Genomic DNA, 21,530 nt, shown 5'->3' with positions numbered 1-21,530 from the left:
CGTGCGGCCCACACCGCGGGCAGATGGCACGCAGGAAGCCCGGACTAATAAGATGGCATTGAAATCCCCCGCGTTTCGTAGAAAATTTCCGTTGCTGGTAACCGGCAGTCTGCTGGCCATGCAACCTTTCGCCACCTCATTCGTGGTCGCTGCGGAGCAGTATGACTGTTCCGTCTCCGCTTCGGGTGCCTGGGCTTGCGCGCCGAAGACCGCCGCTGCCCCATTGCCACCGCGCCCGGTGCATGACGGTGCTGCCGTCAGCTCGGCCGGCGACACGGCGCAAGCCGCTGCCGGTGGCAACGCAGAGGCCGTGCCGCAGACCGCGCTGGTCACCGAAGCCAAGGGCCGTGGCCTGCGTTCGCGCAGCGCCGACTATAGCCACCTGGACTGGGTACCCCGCGAGAAGCTGACCGCCGCCCAACTGGCCGAAACCGGCCCGTATTGCGGCGGTGCGTACATCGAGCCGACCCGTCCGGGCATGAACGACAAGACGAGTTCGAGCGATGCACCGACCTTCATCGGTGCCAAGGCTTCTCGTTACGAGCAGGAATCCCAAGTCGCAACCCTGGCCGGTGACGTTGTCATGCGCCAGGGCAGCATGCAGCTGGAATCCGAAGAGGCCAGCCTCTATCAGGCAGAGAACCGTGGCGAGCTGAACGGCAAAGTCCGTCTGCGCGACAACGGTGCCCTGATCGTCGGTGACCACGCCGAAGTCCAGCTGGACACCGGCGCAGCGCAGATCGATAACGCCGAATACGTGATGCACAAATCACGCATCCGCGGCAGCGCGCTGTACGCCAAGCGTGCCGAAAACGCGATCATCCGTCTCAAGGACGGTACGTACACCACCTGCGAGCCAGACAGCAACGCCTGGCAGCTCAAGGGCAACAACATCACGTTGAACCCGGCCACCGGTTTCGGTACGGCCACCAACGCGACGTTGCGGATCAAGAACATTCCGATCCTGTACACCCCTTACATCTATTTCCCGATCGACGACCGTCGTCAATCCGGCTTCCTGCCGCCGAGCTTCAGCACCGGCAGCGAAACCGGCTTTACCCTGGTTACGCCGTACTACTTCAACCTGGCGCCGAACTACGATGCCACGTTGTATCCGCAGTACATGACCAAACGCGGCCTGTTGATGGAAGGCGAATTCCGCTACCTCACCAAGTCCAGCGAAGGTCAGTTCGGTGGGGCGTATCTGAATGACGATAGCGACGAGCGGAAGAAGCAGACTGATTACGAAAAAACTCGCTATATGCTCAATTGGCAGCATAAGGGTGGGTTGGATTCGCGCCTGTCGACCGAGGTCGACTACACCAAGATCAGCGATCCGTTCTACTTCCAAGACCTGAAGGCCTATCAGGAAGGTGTTGAGAGCCGAGACTTCCTGAACCAGCAAGGGGCACTGACTTACCGGGGCGACTCCTATAAGGCACGATTGAATGTCCAGGCCTATCAGCTGGCGACGATCTCCCAGATCACGCCGTATGACCGGCTGCCACAGATCACCTTCAACGGGACACTGCCTTACCATCCGGGTGGACTGAACTTCACCTACGAGACAGAGGCTGTAAGGTTCGATCGAGACCTCAGGAGCGGCAACGTCATCAATGAAGACGGTGGCCCGATAAACGCGGACGGTACTGTCGGTGAAAGACGTTTGGATGAGTACGTTAGGGGGTTAACCCGTGCAAACGGCACGCGCCTGAACGCAGCCCCGGCTGTTTCATACCCGATGGAATCGACCTATGGTTTCATTACGCCGAAGCTGAAGTACGTCTACACCAAGTATGATCTGGACCTGGATGCTATCGGCAAAGCCGATCTGGCTGCCGCCGGCCAAACCTTCAAAAGCTCCCAGGATCGTGCAATCCCTGTCGCCAGTATCGACAGCGGCCTGTACTTCGACCGCAATACCAACTGGTTCGGCAAGGAATATCGCCAGACCCTGGAGCCGCGTGCGTACTACCTGTATGTACCGAACAAAGACCAGAGCGACATTCCGGTATTCGACACCAGCGAAAGCTCGTTCAGCTACTCCTCGTTGTTCCGCGACAACCGCTTCAGCGGCTCCGACCGGATCGGTGACGAGAACAAGCTGTCCTTGGGCGTGACCAACCGCTGGATCGAAGAGAACGGCTTCGAGCGTCAGCGCATAGCTGTGGGCCAGGCGATTTACTTCAAGGATCGCGAAGTACAACTTCCAGGCGTACTTGCAGCGGACCGTGCCGACGCACAGTCAGACTTGTCGCCAATCGCACTGGACTACGAGTTCCGCTTCAACCGTGACTGGCGCGCCACTGCCGACTACAACTGGGACACCGAGAACCACAGTCCTCGTTCCGGCAGCGCGATGTTCCACTACCAGCCGGAAGACAACCCGAACAAGGTCGTCAACCTCGGCTACCGCTATCGCAACGACCAGGTGGTGTACAACCAGCTGACCGGCAAATGGCAGTTCGGTGGTGACTACGGCACGCCTGGCCAAGCGAATTACGTGAAGGATTACTACAAAATCCAGCAACACGACTTCTCGATGATGTGGCCGATCGTTCCGCAGTGGAACCTGATCACCCGCTGGCAGTATGACTATGCCCGCAACCGTACCCTGGAAGCCTTTGGTGGTTTCGAGTACGACAACTGCTGCTGGAAACTGCGCGTCATCAACCGTTACTGGGTTTCCAACGACGAATACAGCCAGATCGCCCCGCTTAACGAAAAGGGTGACCACGGGCTCTTCTTCCAAATCGTCCTCAAAGGACTCGGCGGCCTGACCGGCGCCAAGGTAGAGAGCTTCCTCGACAAAGGCATTGAAGGTTATCGTGAACGTGAAAACCAAGCTTTCTGATTGTCTGCGCCCGCTCGTACTGGGCGCGCTGTTCCTGGGTACCGCATCGGCACACGCTGCGGTTCAACAGTTGGATAAAGTGGTGGCCATCGTCGATAACGACGTGATCATGCAGAGCCAGCTGGACCAACGCGTCAAGGAAGTTCAGCAAACCATCGCCAAGCGTGGCGGTGGTGTGCCACCGACCAGCGTGCTGGACCAACAGGTGCTGGAGCGCCTGATCGTCGAGAACCTGCAACTGCAGATCGGCGAGCGTTCGGGCATCCGTATTTCGGATGAAGAACTGAACCAGGCGGTTGGCACCATCGCTCAACGCAACAACATGAGCATTGACCAGTTCCGCGCTGCCCTGGCCCGCGACGGCCTGTCCTATGAGGACGCCCGTGACCAGATCCGCCGCGAAATGATCATCAGCCGTGTACGTCAGCGTCGTGTGGCTGAGCGGGTGCAGGTCTCCGAGCAGGAAGTGAAGAACTTCCTGGCCTCGGACCTGGGCAAGATGCAGCTTTCCGAAGAACTGCACCTGGCCAACATCCTGATCGGTACACCGGACAGCGCCAACTCCGAGCAGCTCAACGCCGCCGCAGCGAAGACCCAGGCGGTTTATGACCGTTTGAAAGCCGGTGCCGATTTTGCCCAGACCGCAATTGCCGTCTCCAACAGCGACAACGCACTGGACGGCGGTGACATGGGCTGGCGTAAAGCCGCGCAACTGCCACCTCCGTTCGACCGTGAGCTGAGCGCCATGCAGCCGGGTGAGATCACTCAACCTGCACGTACGCCAGGCGGTTTCATCATCCTGAAGTTGCTGGAAAAACGCGGCGGCGAGACCTCGCTGAAAGACGAAGTACACGTTCGTCATATCCTGGTCAAACCAAGCGAAATCCGCACCGAAGCGCAAACCAAGGAACTGGCCCAGAAGATCTACGACCGCATCCAAAGCGGTGAAGACTTCGCCACCCTGGCCAAGAGCTTCTCGGAAGATCCAGGTTCTGCCCTCAATGGCGGCGACTTGAACTGGATCGACCCGAAAGCCCTGGTGCCGGAGTTCCAACAGGTGATGGCCGATACCCCGCAGGGTGTATTGTCCAAGCCGTTCAAGACCCAATACGGCTGGCACGTGCTGGAAGTCCTTGGCCGTCGCGCCACCGACAACACCAGCCAGGCCCGCGAGCAACAAGCCCTGTCCGTACTGCGTAACCGCAAATACGACGAAGAGCTGCAAACCTGGTTGCGTCAGATCCGTGACGAAGCCTACGTAGAAAACAAGCTACCAGGCGCCGAGCAAACAGGCACCGACCAGGCAGCCCAGTGAAACCCCAGCGTTTCGCGGTAACACCCGGCGAGCCGGCCGGCATTGGTCCAGACCTGTGCCTGCTGCTCGCCTCGCACCCCCAGCCACACCCCCTGATTGCCATTACCAGCCGCGACCTGCTCCTCGAGCGGGCCGCGCAACTGGGCGTGGCTGTCAGTTTGCTGGATGTGGCACCGGGCAACTGGCCCGACCTGCCCGCCCCCGCCGGCAGCCTGTATGTGTGGGACACCCCACTGCAAGCCAAGGTGGTGGCCGGACAGCTGGACACCGCCAATGCCGCGTTCGTCCTGGAAACACTGACCCGCGCCGGGCAAGGCTGTATCGACGGCGACTTCGCCGGCATGATCACCGCCCCGGTGCACAAAGGCGTGATCAACGAATCCGGCATCGCCTTTTCCGGGCATACCGAATTCCTCGCCGAACTGACCCGCACCGAACAAGTCGTCATGATGCTGGCCACCCGTGGCCTGCGCGTCGCCCTGGTCACCACGCACCTGCCGCTGCGTGAGATTGCCGACGCCATCACCGTCGAGCGTGTGGAACGCGTCACCCGCATCCTGCACGCCGACCTGCAACAGAAATTCGGCATTGCCCAACCGCGCATCCTGGTCTGTGGGCTCAACCCGCACGCCGGTGAAGGCGGCCACCTGGGCCATGAAGAAATCGACATCATCGAACCCACCCTGGAGCGTCTGCGCCAAGAAGGCATGGACCTGCGCGGCCCATTGCCTGCGGACACTCTGTTTACCCCCAAATATCTGGAGCACTGCGACGCAGTGCTGGCGATGTACCATGACCAGGGGCTGCCTGTGCTGAAATACAAAGGCTTTGGCGCCGCAGTCAACGTGACACTGGGCCTGCCGATCATCCGCACCTCCGTCGACCATGGCACTGCCCTGGACCTGGCCGGCAGCGGCAAGATCGATACCGGCAGCCTGCACGTGGCCCTGGAAACCGCCTATCAGATGGCCGAGACCCGTATATGACCGAGCATTACCAACACCGGGCGCGCAAGCGCTTCGGGCAAAACTTCCTGCACGACGCGGGCGTGATCGACCGCATCCTGCGCTCCATCCATGCCAAGCCCGAAGACCGCCTGCTGGAAATCGGTCCCGGCCAGGGCGCACTGACCCAAGGCCTGCTGGCCAGCGGCGGGCAACTGGACGTGGTGGAACTGGACAAGGACCTGATCCCGATCCTCAACCAGCAGTTCGCCGGCAAGTCGAACTTCAACCTGCACCAGGGCGATGCGCTGAAGTTCGACTTCAACAGCCTCAATGCCGCACCCAACAGCCTGCGGGTCGTGGGTAACCTGCCGTACAACATCTCCACGCCGTTGATCTTCCACCTGCTGAACAACGCCGGGATCATCCGCGACATGCACTTCATGCTGCAGAAAGAAGTGGTTGAGCGTTTGGCGGCAGGCCCTGGCGGTGGTGATTGGGGCCGCCTGTCGATCATGGTTCAGTACCACTGCCGCGTCGAACACCTGTTCAACGTTGGCCCGGGCGCATTCAATCCGCCGCCGAAGGTCGATTCGGCCATCGTGCGCCTGGTGCCGCATGCCGTGCTGCCGCATCCGGCCAAGGACCACAAACTGCTGGAACGTGTCGTCCGCGAAGCGTTCAACCAGCGCCGCAAGACGTTGCGCAACACGCTCAAGGCCCTGCTGAGCAACGCTGAAATCGAAGCCGCCGGCGTCGATGGCAGCCTTCGCCCAGAGCAACTGGACCTGGCGGCGTTCGTGCGCCTCGCCGACCAGCTTGCCATCCAGCCAGCGCCCGTCGCGGACTGAAGCCTGCCGAGCCTGGGCCAGACAGCATGTCTGGCCTAGTGCCCACCTCTTGGCCTAGACTGATCCGCATCTGCTGTCCCCCCGCTTTTGCTTTTAAGGCCTCTTGCATGTCCGATCCTCGCTACCAGATCGACGTCAGCGTCGTCACCCGCTTCCTGGCGGACCAATCGCAACCCGAATACAACCGCTTCGCCTTTGCCTACACCATCACGGTGAAAAACAACGGGCTGGTGCCGGCCAAGCTGCTGTCGCGCCACTGGGTGATCACTGACGGCGACGGCCAGGTCGAGGAAGTGCGCGGCGCAGGCGTGGTTGGCCAGCAGCCGTTGATTGATTGCGGAGCCAGCCACACCTACAGCAGCGGCACGGTGATGACCTCCAAGGTCGGCACCATGCAAGGCTCGTATCAGATGAAAGCCACCGACGGCCAGTTGTTCGACGCCATCATCGCGCCCTTCCGCCTCGCCGTGCCGGGAGCCCTGCACTGATGGCGACGTACGCGGTCGGCGACCTGCAAGGCTGCCTGGAACCTCTCAAGTGCCTGCTTGAACGCGTGTCCTTCGATCCAACTCGCGACCGCCTGTGGCTGGTCGGTGATCTGGTCAACCGCGGCCCGCAATCTTTGGAAACCTTGCGCTACTTATATAACCTGCGCGACTCACTGGTGTGCGTCCTGGGCAACCACGACCTGCACCTGCTGGCCGCCGGCAAGAACATCGAGCGCCTGAAAAAGGGCGACACCCTGCGGGAAATCCTCGAAGCGCCGGACCGTGCCGACCTGCTCGACTGGCTGCGCCGCCAGAAGATCATGCACTACGACGAGGCCCGCAACACGGCCTTGGTCCATGCGGGCATCCCGCCCCAATGGACCTTGAAGAAAGCCCTCAAGTGCGCCGCCGAAGTCGAAGCCGCCTTGGCCGATGACAGCCTGTACACCGCCTACCTCGACGGCATGTACGGCAACGATCCCGTGAAGTGGGACAACGACCTGACGGGCGTTGCCCGCCTGCGCGTGATCACCAACTACTTCACCCGCATGCGCTTCTGCACCGCCGAAGGCAAACTGGACCTCAAGAGCAAGGAAGGTGCCGATACCGCACTGCCCGGCTACAAACCCTGGTTCGCCCACAAAGAGCGCAAGACCCGTGACACAAAGATCATCTTTGGCCACTGGGCAGCCCTCGAAGGCCAGTGCGATGAACCCGGCGTGTTCGCCCTCGACACCGGTTGCGTGTGGGGCGGCGCCATGACCCTGATGAACATCGACACCGGCGAGCACCACCGCTGCCAGTGCGAATCCCCCCTTTCCGTTACCCTGCCGGCCGCCAAGCCCTAGGAGCCTCCATGAGCGAATTCAAACGCATCTCCCCCGAACAAGCCCAGGCCCTGCGCGTGCAAGGCGCAGTGGTCGTCGACATCCGGGATCAGCCTACCTACGTGGCGGCTCACATCACCGGCGCCCAACACCTGGACAACGTCAACATCGCCGACTTCATCCGCGCAGCCGACCTCGATGCGCCAGTGATCGTGGCCTGCTACCACGGCAATTCCAGCCAGAGCGCAGCCGCCTACCTGATCAGCCAGGGCTTCTCCGACGTCTATAGCCTGGACGGTGGCTTTGAGCTGTGGCGTACGACGTTTCCTGCGGAAATTGCCTCGGGCGATTCGCAATAATTTTTTTCAAACCCCGCTACCCCGCGTGACGCTTGGGCTCGCGCCGTTTCTGACGAACGGCGCAGCCAAACTAATTACGCATCGCGCCTTGACCTCCCCGATTCCGAACTATCCTTAAGCGCAGGCCATCCGAATCAGGGGAGAGCCGGTACACCGGCGTGCGGGTCATCGGTAGCGTTTCAGGGTGTTCTGGGGGGAAAACGGCCATTGGCGATCGTCAATGACTGCCAGCATCGACTGATTGATCCGGCGTCGGCTCCACGTATCGAGCGAGGTGACGACGTCATGAGTATTTTTAGCCACTTCCAACAACGCTTCGAGTCCACACAGCAAGAAGAACTCACGCTGCAGGAGTATCTTGAACTGTGCAAAAAGGACCGCAGTACCTATGCGTCTGCCGCCGAACGCCTGCTGCTGGCGATTGGCGAGCCGGAGCTGGTAGACACCTCCAACAACTCGCGCCTGTCGCGGATTTTTTCCAACAAGGTGATCCGCCGCTATCCGGCCTTTGAAGACTTCCATGGCATGGAAGAATGCATCGACCAGATCGTCTCCTACTTCCGCCATGCCGCCCAAGGCCTGGAAGAGAAGAAACAGATCCTCTACCTGCTCGGCCCCGTTGGTGGCGGTAAATCGTCCCTGGCCGAAAAGCTCAAACAACTGATCGAGAAGGTGCCCTTCTACGCGATCAAGGGCTCGCCGGTCTTCGAGTCGCCCCTGGGCCTGTTCAACGCCACCGAAGATGGCGCGATCCTCGAAGAAGACTTCGGCATTCCACGCCGCTACCTCAACACCATCATGTCGCCCTGGGCCACCAAGCGCCTGGCCGAGTTCGGCGGTGACATCAGCCAGTTCCGCGTGGTCAAGCTCTACCCATCGATCCTCAATCAGATCGGCGTGGCCAAGACCGAACCGGGCGACGAAAACAACCAGGACATCTCGGCGCTGGTGGGTAAGGTCGATATCCGCAAGCTCGAAGAATTCCCGCAGAACGACGCCGACGCCTACAGTTACTCGGGCGCGCTGTGCCGGGCCAACCAGGGCCTGATGGAGTTCGTGGAAATGTTCAAGGCACCGATCAAGGTGCTGCACCCACTGCTGACCGCCACCCAGGAAGGCAACTACAACAGTACCGAAGGCCTGGGTGCGATTCCGTTCACCGGCATCCTGCTGGCCCACTCCAACGAATCGGAGTGGCACACCTTCCGCAACAACAAGAACAACGAAGCCTTCATCGACCGGATCTATATCGTCAAGGTGCCGTACTGCCTGCGGGTCAGCGATGAAATCAAGATCTACGACAAGCTGCTGTTCAACAGCTCCCTGGCCAAGGCGCACTGCGCACCCGACACCCTGAAGATGCTCGCCCAGTTCACCGTGTTGTCGCGCCTCAAGGAGCCGGAAAACTCGAACATCTACTCGAAGATGCGCGTGTACGACGGCGAAAACCTCAAGGACACCGACCCCAAGGCCAAGTCGATCCAGGAATACCGCGACACGGCCGGCGTAGACGAGGGCATGAACGGCCTGTCGACGCGGTTTGCGTTCAAGATCCTGTCCAAGGTCTTCAACTTCGACCCCCACGAGATCGCCGCCAACCCAGTGCACCTGCTGTATGTGCTGGAACAGCAGATCGAACAGGAGCAATTCCAGGCCGAGACCCGCGAACGCTACCTGCGCTTCCTCAAGGAATACCTGGCGCCGCGCTACATCGAGTTTATCGGCAAGGAAATCCAGACCGCGTACCTGGAGTCCTACAGCGAGTACGGCCAGAACATCTTCGACCGCTACGTGCTGTACGCCGACTTCTGGATCCAGGACCAGGAATACCGCGACCCGGAAACCGGCGAGATTCTCAACCGCGTAGCCCTCAACGAGGAACTGGAGAAAATCGAGAAACCGGCCGGTATCAGCAACCCGAAAGATTTCCGCAACGAAATCGTCAACTTCGTGCTGCGTGCCCGGGCCAACAACAACGGCAAGAACCCGACCTGGCTCAGCTACGAGAAGCTGCGGGTGGTCATCGAGAAGAAAATGTTCTCCAACACCGAGGATCTGCTGCCGGTCATCAGTTTCAACGCCAAGGCCAGCAAGGAGGACCAGCAAAAACACAACGACTTCGTCACACGCATGGTCGAACGTGGCTACACCGACAAACAGGTACGGCTGCTCTCCGAGTGGTACCTGCGGGTTCGCAAATCGCAGTAAGGCAGCGACGCGCGCGCAGTGCCAGGCCTTGGGCCTGGCAACTGACCGCCTGTCTTTAAGCTTCCAGCTCGCAGTTTGAAGCTTGTAACGTGAAGCTGCCCGGAGGGCTCCCCATGAGCTATGTGATCGACCGACGCCTCAATGGCAAGAACAAGAGCACGGTAAACCGCCAGCGTTTCCTGCGGCGTTACCGTGACCACATCAAAAAGGCCGTGGAAGAGGCCGTCAGCCGCCGCTCCATTACCGACATGGAACATGGCGAACAAATCAGCATTCCCGGACGGGACATCGACGAACCGGTGTTGCACCACGGCCGTGGCGGTAAACAGACGGTGGTACACCCGGGCAACAAGGAGTTCACCACCGGCGAGCATATCCAGCGCCCCCAAGGCGGTGGCGGCGGCAAAGGCCCGGGCAAGGCCGGCAACTCCGGCGAGGGCATGGATGAGTTCGTGTTCCAGATCACCCAGGAGGAATTCCTCGAATTCATGTTCGAAGACCTGGAGCTGCCCAACCTGGTCAAGCGCAACCTCACCGGCACCGACACCTTCAAGACCGTGCGCGCGGGGATCAGCAATGAAGGCAATCCGTCGCGCATCAACATCATCCGCACCCTGCGTTCGGCCCATGCGCGGCGTATCGCCCTGTCTGGCAGCAGCCGCGCCAAATTGAAGGAAGCCAAGGAAGAATTGGCCCGCCTGAAACGTGAAGAGCCGGACAACTTCGGCGATATCCAGGAAATCGAGGCGGAAATCGAAAAACTCAGCGCACGCATCCACCGCGTGCCGTTCCTCGACACCTTCGACCTTAAGTACAACTTGCTGGTCAAGCAGCCCAACCCCAGCTCCAAGGCGGTGATGTTCTGCCTGATGGACGTCTCCGGCTCCATGACCCAGGCCACCAAGGACATCGCCAAGCGCTTCTTTATCTTGCTGTACCTGTTCTTGAAGCGGAACTACGACAAGATCGACGTGGTGTTTATCCGCCATCACACCAGCGCCCGGGAAGTGGACGAAGAGGAGTTTTTCTACTCGCGGGAAACCGGCGGCACCATTGTTTCCAGCGCGCTGAAGCTGATGCAGGAGATCATGGCCGAACGCTACCCGGCCAACGAGTGGAACATCTACGCCGCCCAGGCTTCGGACGGTGACAACTGGAACGACGATTCGCCGATCTGCCGCGACATCCTGATCAACCAGATCATGCCGTTCGTGCAGTACTACACTTACGTTGAGATCACCCCCCGTGAGCACCAGGCCCTGTGGTTCGAATACGAGCGCATCGGCGAAGCCTTTGCCGACACGTTCGCCCAGCAGCAATTGGTCTCGGCCGGCGATATCTACCCGGTCTTCCGTGAACTCTTCCAGCGCAGGTTAGTGACATGACCGCCAAAAAAGAGCAAAGACGCCAACCGATTTCCACGGGTTCCGAGTGGACCTTTGAACTGATCCAGGCCTATGACCGGGAAATCAGCCGTATTGCGGCAGGTTATGCCCTGGACACCTACCCCAACCAGATCGAAGTGATCACCGCCGAACAGATGATGGATGCCTATGCCTCGGTGGGCATGCCCCTGGGTTATCACCATTGGTCCTACGGCAAACACTTCCTCAGCACCGAGAAGTCCTACAGTCGCGGGCAGATGGGCCTGGCTTACGAGATCGTCATCAACTCGGACCCGTGCATCGCCTACCTGATGGAAGAAAACACCATCTGCATGCAGGCGCTGGTGGTGGCCCATGCCTGTTACGGGCACAACAGCTTCTTCAAGGGCAACTACCTGTTCCGCACCTGGACCGACGCCAGCTCGATCATCGACTACCTGGTGTTTGCCAAGCAGTACATCATGCAATGCGAGGAACGCCACGGCATCGACGCCGTGGAAGACTTGCTCGACTCCTGCCATGCGCTGATGAACTACGGCGTGGACCGCTACAAACGCCCGTACCCGATTTCTGCCGAGGAAGAACGCCTGCGACAGAAGGAGCGCGAGGAGCACCTGCAAAAGCAGATCAACGACCTGTGGCGCACCATTCCGAAAAAAACCGGCAAGAACAACGACAAGGACAATGCACGCTTCCCCGCCGAACCTCAGGAAAACATCCTGTATTTCCTGGAAAAACACGCACCGCTGCTGGAGCCCTGGCAGCGGGAGATCGTGCGTATCGTGCGTAAGATCGCCCAGTACTTTTATCCACAGCGCCAAACCCAGGTGATGAACGAAGGCTGGGCGACGTTCTGGCACTACACGCTGATGAACGACCTGTATGACGAAGGCCTGGTCACCGACGGCTTCATGATGGAGTTCCTCACTTCCCACACCAGCGTGGTATTCCAACCCGGCTTCGACAGCCCGTACTACAGTGGCATTAACCCCTACGCCCTGGGTTTTGCCATGTACCGAGATATCCGACGCATGTGCGAACACCCCACCGAAGAGGACCGCCGCTGGTTCCCGGAAATCGCCGGCACCGATTGGCTGTCCACCATCAAGTTCGCCATGAGCAGCTTCAAGGATGAGAGTTTCATCCTGCAATACCTGTCACCCCAAGTGATTCGCGACCTCAAGCTGTTCAGCATCCTCGACGACGACCTCAAGGACGACCTGGTGGTACCTGCCATCCACGACGAACCCGGCTACCGCACCATCCGTGAAACCCTGGCGGCGCAATACAACCTGGGCAACCGCGAGCCCAACGTACAGATCTACAGCATCGATGTGCGCGGCGACCGCTCGCTGAGCCTGCGTCACCAGCAACACGACCGCAAACCCCTGGGCGAGTCCACCGAGGAAGTGCTCAAGCACCTGCACAGGCTCTGGGGCTTCGACATCCACCTGGAAACCCTGCAGGGCGATCAGGTGATGAAAACCCACCATGTGCCACCGCGCACCGATCACAACGACAACGACTACGGCCGCCTGGACCTGGCCGTCGTGCATCTCTGAAGCCGCAAAGCCTCCATTGGCCAGGCGCAGGCGTTATCCTGTGGGGCTAATGGAGGCTTTTTCATGAAAATCTACAAAGTCGGCGGCGCGGTACGCGATCGCCTGCTGGGCATCCCGGTCACCGACATAGACCGTGTCGTGGTTGGCGCCACGGCCGAAGAGATGCTCGCCTTGGGCTATAAACCGGTGGGCTCGGACTTCCCGGTGTTCCTCGACCCGAAAAACGGCGACGAGTACGCCCTCGCCCGCACCGAACGCAAGAGCGGCCGGGGTTACGGTGGCTTTGTGTTCCACGCCAGCCCTGACGTCACGCTGGAAGAAGACCTGATCCGCCGCGACCTGACCATCAATGCGATGGCGGAAGACGACGATGGCAATGTGACCGACCCTTACGGCGGCCAGCTTGATCTCGAAGCGCGCGTTTTACGTCATGTTTCCCCCGCGTTCGCCGAAGATCCACTGCGAGTCCTGCGCGTTGCCCGCTTCGCTGCACGCTACGCCAACCTGGGTTTCACCATTGCGCCGCCAACCCTGGAATTGATGCGCCAACTCAGCGCATCCGGCGAACTGGAAGCCCTGACCCCGGAGCGCAGCTGGAAAGAAATCTCCCGCGCACTGATGGAAGATCAGCCCCAGGTATTCATCCAGGTCCTACGGGATTGCGCTGCACTGGAAACCTTGATGCCGGAGGTGGATGCGCTCTTCGGCGTGCCGCAACCTGCGGCCCATCACCCCGAAATCGACACCGGCGTACACACCTTGAGCGTGCTGGAACAGGCCGCCTTGCACAAACAGCCACTGACCGTGCGCTGGGCCTGCCTGCTGCATGACCTGGGCAAAGGCCTGACGCCTGTGGATAAGTTGCCGCAGCATATTGCCCACGAACACACCGGCCTGAAGCTGGTCAAGGCGGTCAACGAACGCTTCAAGGTACCGAGGGATTGCCAGGAGCTGGCGCTGCTGGTTTGCCAGTATCACACCCACGGGCACCGCGCCCTGGAGCTTAAGGCCTCGACTTTGCTGGAGTTGCTACAGAGTTTTGACGTGTACCGTCGCCCGCAGCGCTTTGAAGAGTTTGTGGTCGCCTGTGAAATGGACGCCCGGGGCCGCAAGGGTTTCGAGCAACGCAGTTATCCACAGGCCGATTATTTGCGCGGCGCAGCCAAGGCTGCACGCGAAGTGGCGGTGGCGCCACTGCTGGAGCAAGGCTTCAAAGGCCCGGAACTGGGCGAAGCGCTCAAGCGCGAACGGCTCAAGACGCTGAAAGCCTACAAAGAGCAACACTCCCTGTAGACGCCAATCCAGTGTGGCGAGGGAGCTTGCTCCCGCTGGAGTGCGCAGCGCTCCCAGGATTTTGGGGCCGCTACGCAGCCCAGCGGGAGCAAGCTCCCTCGCCACAGAAAGCTCAGTGCCTACAGAAGCTCGTTGGGTGTGAGCTGCTGGCCCTGCCATTCAAACCCGACAGGCGCCAGCACTTGGTCGATCTGCGCATCGCGCCACAGCTCGGCCAACGTCTTGCCCACCTCAGGATGCACACGCTGCGGCGCCATCAACGACAGAGGCCACAACACGAAGGCGTTCTTGAGGATTTCTGCACGCGGCAGGATCAAGCCATCGAAATTGCCCACCAGATCGCCGTACAACAGTACGTCGATGTCCAGCGGCAGGCCCTTGCGATCCGGCGCATAACGGCCATTGTCGGCCTCGATGAATTTCAAGCGGCGATCCAGCTCCATCAGCGGCAGGTCGGTATAGGCCGACACCACCATATTGAAGAACGGACCACTCTTGATCCCCACCGGCTGGCTTTCGAACACCGCCGAGCAGCGGATATCCGTCAAAAAACTCGCCAGCGCGTCAAGGCCGGCGCACAGATGAGTCTCGCGCTCGATATTGCTGCCAAGGCCAAGGTAAACCTGAGTTAGCGACATCCGCGCTCGATCTCCACGCCCACACCCTTGGCAGCCGGAACGGCCCCGGGCTTGGTCAACTTGAGGTGCAGCCAGGGAATCTGGAACTCACTCATCAACACTTCGGCCAGGCGCTCGGCGAAGGTTTCCACCAGCTGATATTGGGATTGCTCGGCAAACGCCTGGATACGTGCGGACACGCTGGCGTAGTCCAGGGCCAGGGTCAGGTCGTCACCGGCCGCAGCCGGGCGGTTGTCCCAGGCAAAGCTCAGGTCCAGGCGCAGGCATTGGCGGATTCCGCGCTCCCAGTCGTAGGCCCCGATTACGGTGTCAACTTCCAGGCCTTCGATAAACACTCTGTCCAAGCACTCTTCTCCGCAGCACGACAAGGGCGCAATGCCCCGTTAGAATCAGGGCGTCCTCGCCCGGAATAGTTAGCATGTTTTGGTCACTGGCGATTCTCGCCTACCTGCTCGGCTCGCTGTCCTTCGCCATTTTGCTCAGCCGCCTGACGGGAAATCCCGACCCGCGAATGAGTGGCTCAGGCAATGCCGGCGCCACCAATATGTTGCGCCTGGCCGGCAAGAAGCTCGCCGTGCTGACGTTGCTGGGCGACCTGTGCAAGGGCCTGTTGCCCGTACTGATCGCCAGCCTCGCCGGCCTTACCCTGCAACAGCAGGCGTGGATCGGCGTATGCGCCGTCCTCGGCCATCTGTTTCCCCTGTACTTTCGCTTTCGCGGCGGCAAGGGTGTGGCTACGGCAGCCGGCATGCTGCTGGGGATCTACCCACCGGCGGCCTTGCTGGCCGTTATCGCCTGGCTGCTGACGTTCTACCTGACCCGCACCAGCTCGCTCGCCGCGCTGATCGCCACCCCGCTGACCCTGCCGCTACTGGCCTGGCAGGAACCGGCGGCGCTGTTGCCGATGAGCGTGCTGACACTGCTGATCGTCTGGCGCCACCGCGGCAATTTACGCGACCTGTTTGCCGGGCGCGAACGGCATTTTTAAATACCCGCGATGAACCCGGCTCACGTTACGCGTTACAGCGGCGACAACTGCTCCATCGGCCAGCGTGCCTGCACGCTGATCGCCAGGCTTTCATGCTGCCCGGCCTGCAAGCGCTGGCAGCCGGCATAGGCGATCATCGCGCCGTTATCGGTGCAGAACTCAGGGCGCGCATAGAACACATCCCCTTTCATGTCGCCGAGCATTTTTTCCAACGACGTGCGCAACGCCTTGTTGGCGCTGACGCCGCCAGCAATCACCAGGCGCTTCATGCCGGCCTGCTTGAGGGCGCGCTTGCACTTGATGGTCAAAGTCTCCACCACGGCCTGCTGGAACGCCAGTGCGATGTCGCAACGGGCTTGCTCACTGTCGTCCCCGGCGCTGACGCTGTGCTGCCAGGTATTCAGCGCAGAGGTTTTCAGGCCGCTGAAGCTGAACATCAGGCCCGGGCGATCACACATCGGCCGCGGAAAGGTATAGCGACCGGCCACACCTTTTTCGGCAAGACGGGCGATTTCCGGGCCACCTGGATAATTGAGGCCCATCATCTTCGCGGTCTTGTCGAAGGCTTCGCCGGCGGCGTCGTCCAACGATTCGCCCAGCAGGGTGTATTGGCCGATGCCATCCACCTGAACCAGCTGCGTGTGACCGCCGGAAACCAACAAAGCGACGAACGGGAACTCGGGCGGTGTTTTTTCCAGCATCGGCGCCAGTAAATGGCCTTCCATGTGGTGCACGCCGAGGGCCGGAATGCCCCAGGCAAACGCCAGCGCCTGGGCGCAAGAAGCCCCAACCAGCAGGGCTCCGACCAATCCAGGGCCTGCGGTGTAGGCAATCGCGTCGATCTCGGTCGGCACGCAGCCGGCCTCGTCCAGCACCTGGCGAATCAACGGCAGCATGCGTTTGACGTGATCGCGGCTGGCAAGCTCCGGCACCACGCCACCATAGGCGCGGTGCAGGTCGATCTGACTGAACAGTGCATCGGCCAAAAGCCCGCGTTCACTGTCGTAAAGTGCGACACCGGTTTCGTCGCAGGAGGTTTCAAGTCCCAGTACTAGCATGGGTTTGCGCCTTGTAGAGGCTGAATTCGAAGGCGCGCATAATAGTCGCCACTCCCCCTCCCGACTAGCGGTTTTCGATCAGAGGCTTTGCATTCCGGGCAATGAGGGGTTAACATCCGCAACCCTTAAAAACCGACGACCTCAGCCGCGAATTTCTTGCGACGAGAACGTTGATCCCGGTAATGAAAGAAGGTAGCTCTGGATGCCAGCCGTCAAAGTTAAAGAGAACGAACCCTTCGACGTAGCTCTGCGTCGTTTCAAGCGCTCCTGCGAAAAAGCCGGTGTACTGGCTGAAGTTCGTAGCCGCGAATTTTACGAGAAGCCAACTTCTGAGCGTAAGCGCAAAGCAGCAGCCGCTGTTAAGCGTCACGCTAAGAAAGTTCAGCGCGAACAGCGCCGCGCCGTTCGTCTGTACTAATACACAGACGTTCGTAGCAAGCTTCTGCCAAGCCCGGCCCTCAGCCGGGCTGTTGGCATTTGCGGATATCGCTTGATGCTTCACTGTTGACGCCGCACACGCGACCGAAACAACTGCTTCACACGTCAGGACTGGCTCTTCTGCCAGCGGTGCACGTCTCTTCTGACGAGTCTAACAAGGCTACTGACGAGCACACTTATTCTTCAAACAGGCGATCAACTGAGTCGGCTGTGCCTGCACGAGCTTCCGAGGCCCACCATTGGCCAACACCGGATGCCGGGGCAACATTTCCATGCCGAAAAGCTGATTGAAATTAACGTCAGTGAATGAACGGCAGATACACTTCCTGAAAGCCCAAGCAGACAGTTGATGATCGAGCCACGATAAGTGCGCCCGAGCACATCGCGGGCCCTCATTTACACGCAGTGATGACGAGAACGCCATGGCCGGGCTGATTCCCCAGAGCTTTATTGACGACCTTCTGAACCGCACCGACATCGTCGATGTTGTCAGCTCACGCGTGCAACTGAAAAAAGCCGGCAAGAACTACACCGCCTGCTGCCCGTTTCACAAAGAGAAAACCCCGTCGTTCAGCGTCAGCCCCGACAAGCAGTTCTACTACTGCTTCGGCTGCGGCGCGGGTGGCAACGCCCTCGGCTTTCTCATGGACCACGACAACCTGGATTTCCCCCAGGCCATCGAGGACCTGGCGAAGGCTGCCGGCATGGAAGTCCCGCGCGAAGAAAGTGGCCGCCCGCACAAACCGCGCCAACCCACCGATTCGCCGCTGTACCCACTGCTGACGGCCGCTGCCGACTTTTATCGTCAGGCGCTTAAAAGCCATCCGCAACGCAAGGCCGCCGTCGACTACCTCAAGGGGCGCGGCCTCACTGGCGAAATCGCCCGCGACTTCGGCCTGGGTTTTGCCCCGCCCGGCTGGGACAGCCTGTACAAGCACCTGAGCAGCGACACCCTGCAACAAAAAGCCATGATTGACGCCGGCCTGCTGGTGGAGAACGCCGAGACCGGCAAGCGCTACGACCGCTTCCGCGACCGCGTGATGTTCCCGATCCGCGACAGCCGTGGCCGTATCATCGCCTTTGGTGGCCGTGTATTGGGGGACGACAAGCCCAAGTACCTGAACTCCCCGGAAACCCCGGTATTCCATAAGGGCCAGGAACTCTACGGGCTGTTCGAAGCGCGCAAGAACAACCGCAACCTCGATGAAATCATCGTGGTTGAAGGCTATATGGACGTGATCGCACTCGCCCAGCAGGGCCTGCGCAACGCAGTGGCAACCCTGGGTACCGCCACCAGCGAAGAACATTTGAAGCGCCTGTTTCGTGTAGTGCCCAGCGTCTTGTTTTGCTTCGACGGCGACCAGGCCGGCCGCAACGCCGCCTGGCGCGCCCTCGAAGCCACACTGTCGAGCCTGCAGGATGGGCGCCGCGCGCGCTTTTTGTTCCTGCCCGAAGGCGAAGACCCGGACACCCTGGTCCGCTCCGAAGGCACCGACGCATTCCGCGCACGCATCAATCAACATGCGCAGCCGCTGGCAGACTACTTCTTCCAGCAACTGACCGAAGAGGCCGATCCGCGCTCCCTCGAAGGCAAGGCCCACATGGCCACCCTCGCTGCGCCGTTGATCGACAAGGTGCCGGGTGCCAACTTGCGCACCTTGATGCGCCAGCGCTTGCAGGAAATCACCGGTTTAAGTGGCGAGGCGGTCAGCCAGCTGGCCCACAGCGCACCGCAAGATGCCGCGCCGCCGGCCTACGACCCCGGCATGGATTACGACGCCATGCCGGACTATGCCGACTTCCACCAACCGCACGAGGCCTACACGCCCCAGCAGGAGTGGACCCCGAAAAAGCCCGGCGCCGGCGGCAAGCAATGGGACAAGAAACCGTGGAGCAAGAACGGCAAGCGCGGTGATCGTGACGAGGCCTACGCCCCACGCACCCCAGTCGCCGTAGAAGCGCCAACCTTGATTGCCCTGCGCACGCTCATCCATCACCCGCAATTGGCGGGCAAGGTTGAAAGCGCCGATCACTTTGCCAACGCCAGCAACACGTACGCCCAGGTGCTAATCGCGCTGATTGAAGCAGTGCAGAAAAATCCTAAGCTAAACTCAATTCAGTTGATGGCTCGCTGGCACGGCACCGAACAAGGACGTTTGTTGAAAGCACTCGCGGAAAAGGAGTGGCTAATTGACGGCGACAACCTTGAACAACAGTTTTTAGACACCATTACTAGGTTATCCGAGGGCCAGCACACGCAGACCCTCGACGAACTCATCAAGAGAGCGAGGCAGCCAGGATTATCGGCTGAAGAGCAAATTCAGATAGCAAAACAGATGCGCGACCTCTTAAAACAGAATGTTTCCGCATCAAACCCGACCTCAGCTGGCGTGTGAGGTCATAGCTCGGGTATAATCCTCGGCTTGTTTTTTGCCCGCCAAGACCTTCAGTGGATAGGGTGTTATGTCCGGAAAAGCGCAACAGCAGTCTCGTATCAAAGAGTTGATCACCCTTGGTCGTGAGCAGAAGTATCTGACTTACGCAGAGGTCAACGATCACTTGCCTGAGGATATTTCAGATCCAGAGCAGGTGGAAGACATCATCCGCATGATTAATGACATGGGGATCCCCGTACACGAGAGTGCTCCGGATGCGGACGCCCTTATGTTGGCCGACGCCGATACCGACGAGGCAGCCGCTGAAGAAGCCGCTGCTGCGTTGGCCGCGGTGGAGACCGACATCGGTCGCACGACTGACCCTGTGCGCATGTATATGCGTGAAATGGGTACCGTCGAGTTGCTGACACGCGAAGGCGAAATCGAAATCGCCAAGCGTATTGAAGAGGGTATCCGTGAAGTGATGGGCGCAATCGCGCACTTCCCTGGCACGGTTGACCACATTCTCTCCGAGTACACTCGCGTCACCACCGAAGGTGGCCGCCTGTCCGACGTCCTGAGCGGTTATATCGACCCGGACGACGGCATCGCGCCGCCAGCTGCCGAAGTACCGCCGCCTGTCGATGCCAAAGCCGCGAAAGCGGACGATGACACCGACGACGACGAGGCTGAAGCCAGCACCGACGACGAAGAAGAAGTCGAAAGCGGTCCAGACCCGATCATCGCTGCCCAGCGTTTCGGTGCGGTTTCCGATCAAATGGAAATCACCCGCAAGGCCTTGAAGAAGCACGGTCGCGCCAACAAGCAGGCAATCGCCGAGCTGCTGGCCCTGGCTGAGCTGTTCATGCCGATCAAGCTGGTCCCGAAGCAATTCGAAGGCCTGGTTGAACGCGTTCGTAGCGCCCTTGAGCGTCTGCGTGCACAAGAGCGTGCGATCATGCAGCTCTGTGTCCGTGATGCGCGCATGCCGCGTACCGACTTCCTGCGCCAGTTCCCGGGCAACGAAGTTGACGAAAGCTGGTCCGACGCTCTGGCCAAAGGCAAGGCGAAATACGCTGAAGCCATCGGTCGCCTGCAACCGGACATCATCCGTTGCCAGCAAAAGCTGACTGCGCTTGAAACCGAGACCGGCCTGACAATTGCCGAGATCAAGGACATCAACCGTCGCATGTCGATCGGTGAGGCCAAGGCCCGCCGCGCGAAGAAAGAGATGGTTGAAGCGAACTTGCGTCTGGTGATCTCCATCGCCAAGAAGTACACCAACCGTGGCCTGCAATTCCTCGATCTGATCCAGGAAGGCAACATTGGCTTGATGAAGGCTGTGGACAAGTTCGAATACCGTCGCGGCTACAAGTTCTCGACTTATGCCACCTGGTGGATCCGTCAGGCGATCACTCGCTCGATCGCCGACCAGGCCCGCACCATCCGTATTCCGGTGCACATGATCGAGACCATCAACAAGCTCAACCGTATTTCCCGGCAGATGTTGCAGGAAATGGGTCGCGAACCGACCCCGGAAGAGCTGGGCGAACGCATGGAAATGCCTGAGGATAAAATCCGCAAGGTATTGAAGATCGCTAAAGAGCCGATCTCCATGGAAACCCCGATTGGTGATGACGAAGACTCCCATCTGGGTGACTTCATCGAAGACTCGACCATGCAGTCGCCAATCGATGTCGCCACCGTTGAGAGCCTTAAAGAAGCGACTCGCGACGTACTGTCCGGCCTCACTGCCCGTGAAGCCAAGGTACTGCGCATGCGTTTCGGCATCGACATGAATACCGACCACACCCTTGAGGAAGTCGGTAAGCAGTTTGACGTGACCCGCGAGCGGATCCGTCAGATCGAAGCCAAGGCGCTGCGCAAGTTGCGCCACCCGACGCGAAGCGAGCATCTGCGCTCCTTCCTCGACGAGTGATACCAGAA

The 21,530-nt window shown here is 60.1% G+C and carries 18 protein-coding genes; 15 read left to right on the top strand and 3 right to left on the bottom strand.

Features of this window, described 5'->3' with window-relative positions:
- Positions 1-52 precede the first annotated feature (52 nt).
- The 11 genes from ACZRMO_RS25960 to ACZRMO_RS25910 all read left to right on the top strand — a co-directional run bounded on the left by ACZRMO_RS25960 (position 53) and on the right by ACZRMO_RS25910 (position 14,086).
- Positions 53-2,854: an LPS-assembly protein LptD gene (locus tag ACZRMO_RS25960; RefSeq protein ID WP_463974731.1), complete on the top strand. Its 2,802-nt coding sequence runs from the start codon at positions 53-55 to the stop codon at positions 2,852-2,854.
- Positions 2,835-4,169 (top strand): peptidylprolyl isomerase, encoded by a 1,335-nt coding sequence (locus ACZRMO_RS25955; protein ID WP_463974730.1) that lies wholly within the window; start codon positions 2,835-2,837, stop codon positions 4,167-4,169. Before ACZRMO_RS25960 ends, ACZRMO_RS25955 begins: the two co-directional genes overlap by 20 nt.
- Positions 4,166-5,155, top strand: coding sequence for a 4-hydroxythreonine-4-phosphate dehydrogenase PdxA (gene pdxA, locus ACZRMO_RS25950; protein WP_463974729.1), 990 nt, complete (start codon positions 4,166-4,168; stop codon positions 5,153-5,155). Before ACZRMO_RS25955 ends, pdxA begins: the two co-directional genes overlap by 4 nt.
- Positions 5,152-5,964 (top strand): 16S rRNA (adenine(1518)-N(6)/adenine(1519)-N(6))-dimethyltransferase RsmA, encoded by an 813-nt coding sequence (gene rsmA, locus ACZRMO_RS25945; protein WP_463974728.1) that lies wholly within the window; start codon positions 5,152-5,154, stop codon positions 5,962-5,964. The genes pdxA and rsmA overlap by 4 nt, the downstream gene beginning before the upstream one ends.
- A gap of 107 nt (positions 5,965-6,071) precedes the next feature.
- Entirely contained in the window at positions 6,072-6,452 is a 381-nt protein-coding gene (gene apaG / locus ACZRMO_RS25940) for a Co2+/Mg2+ efflux protein ApaG (RefSeq protein WP_463974727.1), read from the top strand.
- Positions 6,452-7,300 carry a symmetrical bis(5'-nucleosyl)-tetraphosphatase gene (locus ACZRMO_RS25935; protein ID WP_463974726.1) on the top strand — a complete coding sequence of 283 codons (849 nt, stop codon included), beginning with the start codon at positions 6,452-6,454 and terminating at the stop codon, positions 7,298-7,300. Before apaG ends, ACZRMO_RS25935 begins: the two co-directional genes overlap by 1 nt.
- Before the next feature lie 8 nt (positions 7,301-7,308).
- Complete coding sequence (glpE, locus tag ACZRMO_RS25930; protein ID WP_463974725.1) at positions 7,309-7,638, top strand: thiosulfate sulfurtransferase GlpE; 330 nt, start codon at positions 7,309-7,311, stop codon at positions 7,636-7,638.
- Between the two features lie 285 nt (positions 7,639-7,923).
- Complete coding sequence (locus ACZRMO_RS25925) at positions 7,924-9,846, top strand: PrkA family serine protein kinase (RefSeq protein ID WP_017739508.1); 1,923 nt, start codon at positions 7,924-7,926, stop codon at positions 9,844-9,846.
- A 113-nt stretch (positions 9,847-9,959) separates the two neighbouring features.
- Positions 9,960-11,231 (top strand): YeaH/YhbH family protein, encoded by a 1,272-nt coding sequence (locus ACZRMO_RS25920; RefSeq protein WP_016977872.1) that lies wholly within the window; start codon positions 9,960-9,962, stop codon positions 11,229-11,231.
- Positions 11,228-12,793: a SpoVR family protein gene (locus ACZRMO_RS25915; protein ID WP_463974724.1), complete on the top strand. Its 1,566-nt coding sequence runs from the start codon at positions 11,228-11,230 to the stop codon at positions 12,791-12,793. The genes ACZRMO_RS25920 and ACZRMO_RS25915 overlap by 4 nt, the downstream gene beginning before the upstream one ends.
- A gap of 63 nt (positions 12,794-12,856) precedes the next feature.
- Positions 12,857-14,086, top strand: coding sequence for a multifunctional CCA addition/repair protein (locus ACZRMO_RS25910; protein ID WP_463974723.1), 1,230 nt, complete (start codon positions 12,857-12,859; stop codon positions 14,084-14,086).
- 119 nt (positions 14,087-14,205) lie between these two features.
- Here ACZRMO_RS25910 and folK read toward each other — a convergent pair whose 3' ends face one another.
- Positions 14,206-14,724, bottom strand: a complete 519-nt coding sequence (folK, locus tag ACZRMO_RS25905) for a 2-amino-4-hydroxy-6-hydroxymethyldihydropteridine diphosphokinase (protein ID WP_463974722.1) — start codon at positions 14,722-14,724, stop codon at positions 14,206-14,208.
- On the bottom strand, positions 14,715-15,068 hold the full coding sequence (folB, locus tag ACZRMO_RS25900) for a dihydroneopterin aldolase (RefSeq protein ID WP_015886183.1): 354 nt from the start codon (positions 15,066-15,068) through the stop codon (positions 14,715-14,717). Before folB ends, folK begins: the two co-directional genes overlap by 10 nt.
- Positions 15,069-15,142: 74 nt before the next feature.
- Here folB and plsY point away from each other — a divergent pair, with 74 nt between their 5' ends.
- Positions 15,143-15,712: a glycerol-3-phosphate 1-O-acyltransferase PlsY gene (plsY, locus tag ACZRMO_RS25895; RefSeq protein ID WP_017739514.1), complete on the top strand. Its 570-nt coding sequence runs from the start codon at positions 15,143-15,145 to the stop codon at positions 15,710-15,712.
- Between the two features lie 32 nt (positions 15,713-15,744).
- Here the strand turns inward: plsY and tsaD are convergent, their stop codons facing one another.
- A complete protein-coding gene (gene tsaD / locus ACZRMO_RS25890; RefSeq protein WP_017739515.1) occupies positions 15,745-16,770 on the bottom strand; it encodes a tRNA (adenosine(37)-N6)-threonylcarbamoyltransferase complex transferase subunit TsaD in 1,026 nt (341 codons plus the stop codon).
- Positions 16,771-16,972: 202 nt separating this feature from the next.
- Between tsaD and rpsU the strand changes: the two genes are divergently transcribed.
- The 3 genes from rpsU to rpoD all read left to right on the top strand — a co-directional run bounded on the left by rpsU (position 16,973) and on the right by rpoD (position 21,522).
- Positions 16,973-17,188 carry a 30S ribosomal protein S21 gene (rpsU, locus tag ACZRMO_RS25885; protein ID WP_002551877.1) on the top strand — a complete coding sequence of 72 codons (216 nt, stop codon included), beginning with the start codon at positions 16,973-16,975 and terminating at the stop codon, positions 17,186-17,188.
- 442 nt (positions 17,189-17,630) lie between these two features.
- Entirely contained in the window at positions 17,631-19,604 is a 1,974-nt protein-coding gene (dnaG, locus tag ACZRMO_RS25880; RefSeq protein WP_463974721.1) for a DNA primase, read from the top strand.
- A 67-nt stretch (positions 19,605-19,671) separates the two neighbouring features.
- On the top strand, positions 19,672-21,522 hold the full coding sequence (rpoD, locus tag ACZRMO_RS25875) for an RNA polymerase sigma factor RpoD (RefSeq protein ID WP_017739518.1): 1,851 nt from the start codon (positions 19,672-19,674) through the stop codon (positions 21,520-21,522).
- Positions 21,523-21,530: the final 8 nt, after the last annotated feature.

This window comes from Pseudomonas sp. B611 (genome assembly GCF_055407965.1).
This window is presented reverse-complemented; position numbering and strand designations above follow the sequence as displayed.

What these genes read in the sequence shown, in the direction of transcription:
- ACZRMO_RS25960 (WP_463974731.1), top strand. Translation starts at nt 53, where the DNA reads ATGGCATTGAAATCCCCCGCGTTTCGTAGAAAATTTCCGTTGCTGGTA.
- rsmA (WP_463974728.1), top strand. Translation starts at nt 5,152, where the DNA reads ATGACCGAGCATTACCAACACCGGGCGCGCAAGCGCTTCGGGCAAAAC.
- apaG (WP_463974727.1), top strand. Translation starts at nt 6,072, where the DNA reads ATGTCCGATCCTCGCTACCAGATCGACGTCAGCGTCGTCACCCGCTTC.
- ACZRMO_RS25935 (WP_463974726.1), top strand. Translation starts at nt 6,452, where the DNA reads ATGGCGACGTACGCGGTCGGCGACCTGCAAGGCTGCCTGGAACCTCTC.
- glpE (WP_463974725.1), top strand. Translation starts at nt 7,309, where the DNA reads ATGAGCGAATTCAAACGCATCTCCCCCGAACAAGCCCAGGCCCTGCGC.
- ACZRMO_RS25925 (WP_017739508.1), top strand. Translation starts at nt 7,924, where the DNA reads ATGAGTATTTTTAGCCACTTCCAACAACGCTTCGAGTCCACACAGCAA.
- ACZRMO_RS25920 (WP_016977872.1), top strand. Translation starts at nt 9,960, where the DNA reads ATGAGCTATGTGATCGACCGACGCCTCAATGGCAAGAACAAGAGCACG.
- ACZRMO_RS25915 (WP_463974724.1), top strand. Translation starts at nt 11,228, where the DNA reads ATGACCGCCAAAAAAGAGCAAAGACGCCAACCGATTTCCACGGGTTCC.
- ACZRMO_RS25910 (WP_463974723.1), top strand. Translation starts at nt 12,857, where the DNA reads ATGAAAATCTACAAAGTCGGCGGCGCGGTACGCGATCGCCTGCTGGGC.
- folK (WP_463974722.1), bottom strand. Translation starts at nt 14,724, where the DNA reads ATGTCGCTAACTCAGGTTTACCTTGGCCTTGGCAGCAATATCGAGCGC.
- plsY (WP_017739514.1), top strand. Translation starts at nt 15,143, where the DNA reads ATGTTTTGGTCACTGGCGATTCTCGCCTACCTGCTCGGCTCGCTGTCC.
- tsaD (WP_017739515.1), bottom strand. Translation starts at nt 16,770, where the DNA reads ATGCTAGTACTGGGACTTGAAACCTCCTGCGACGAAACCGGTGTCGCA.
- rpsU (WP_002551877.1), top strand. Translation starts at nt 16,973, where the DNA reads ATGCCAGCCGTCAAAGTTAAAGAGAACGAACCCTTCGACGTAGCTCTG.
- dnaG (WP_463974721.1), top strand. Translation starts at nt 17,631, where the DNA reads ATGGCCGGGCTGATTCCCCAGAGCTTTATTGACGACCTTCTGAACCGC.
- rpoD (WP_017739518.1), top strand. Translation starts at nt 19,672, where the DNA reads ATGTCCGGAAAAGCGCAACAGCAGTCTCGTATCAAAGAGTTGATCACC.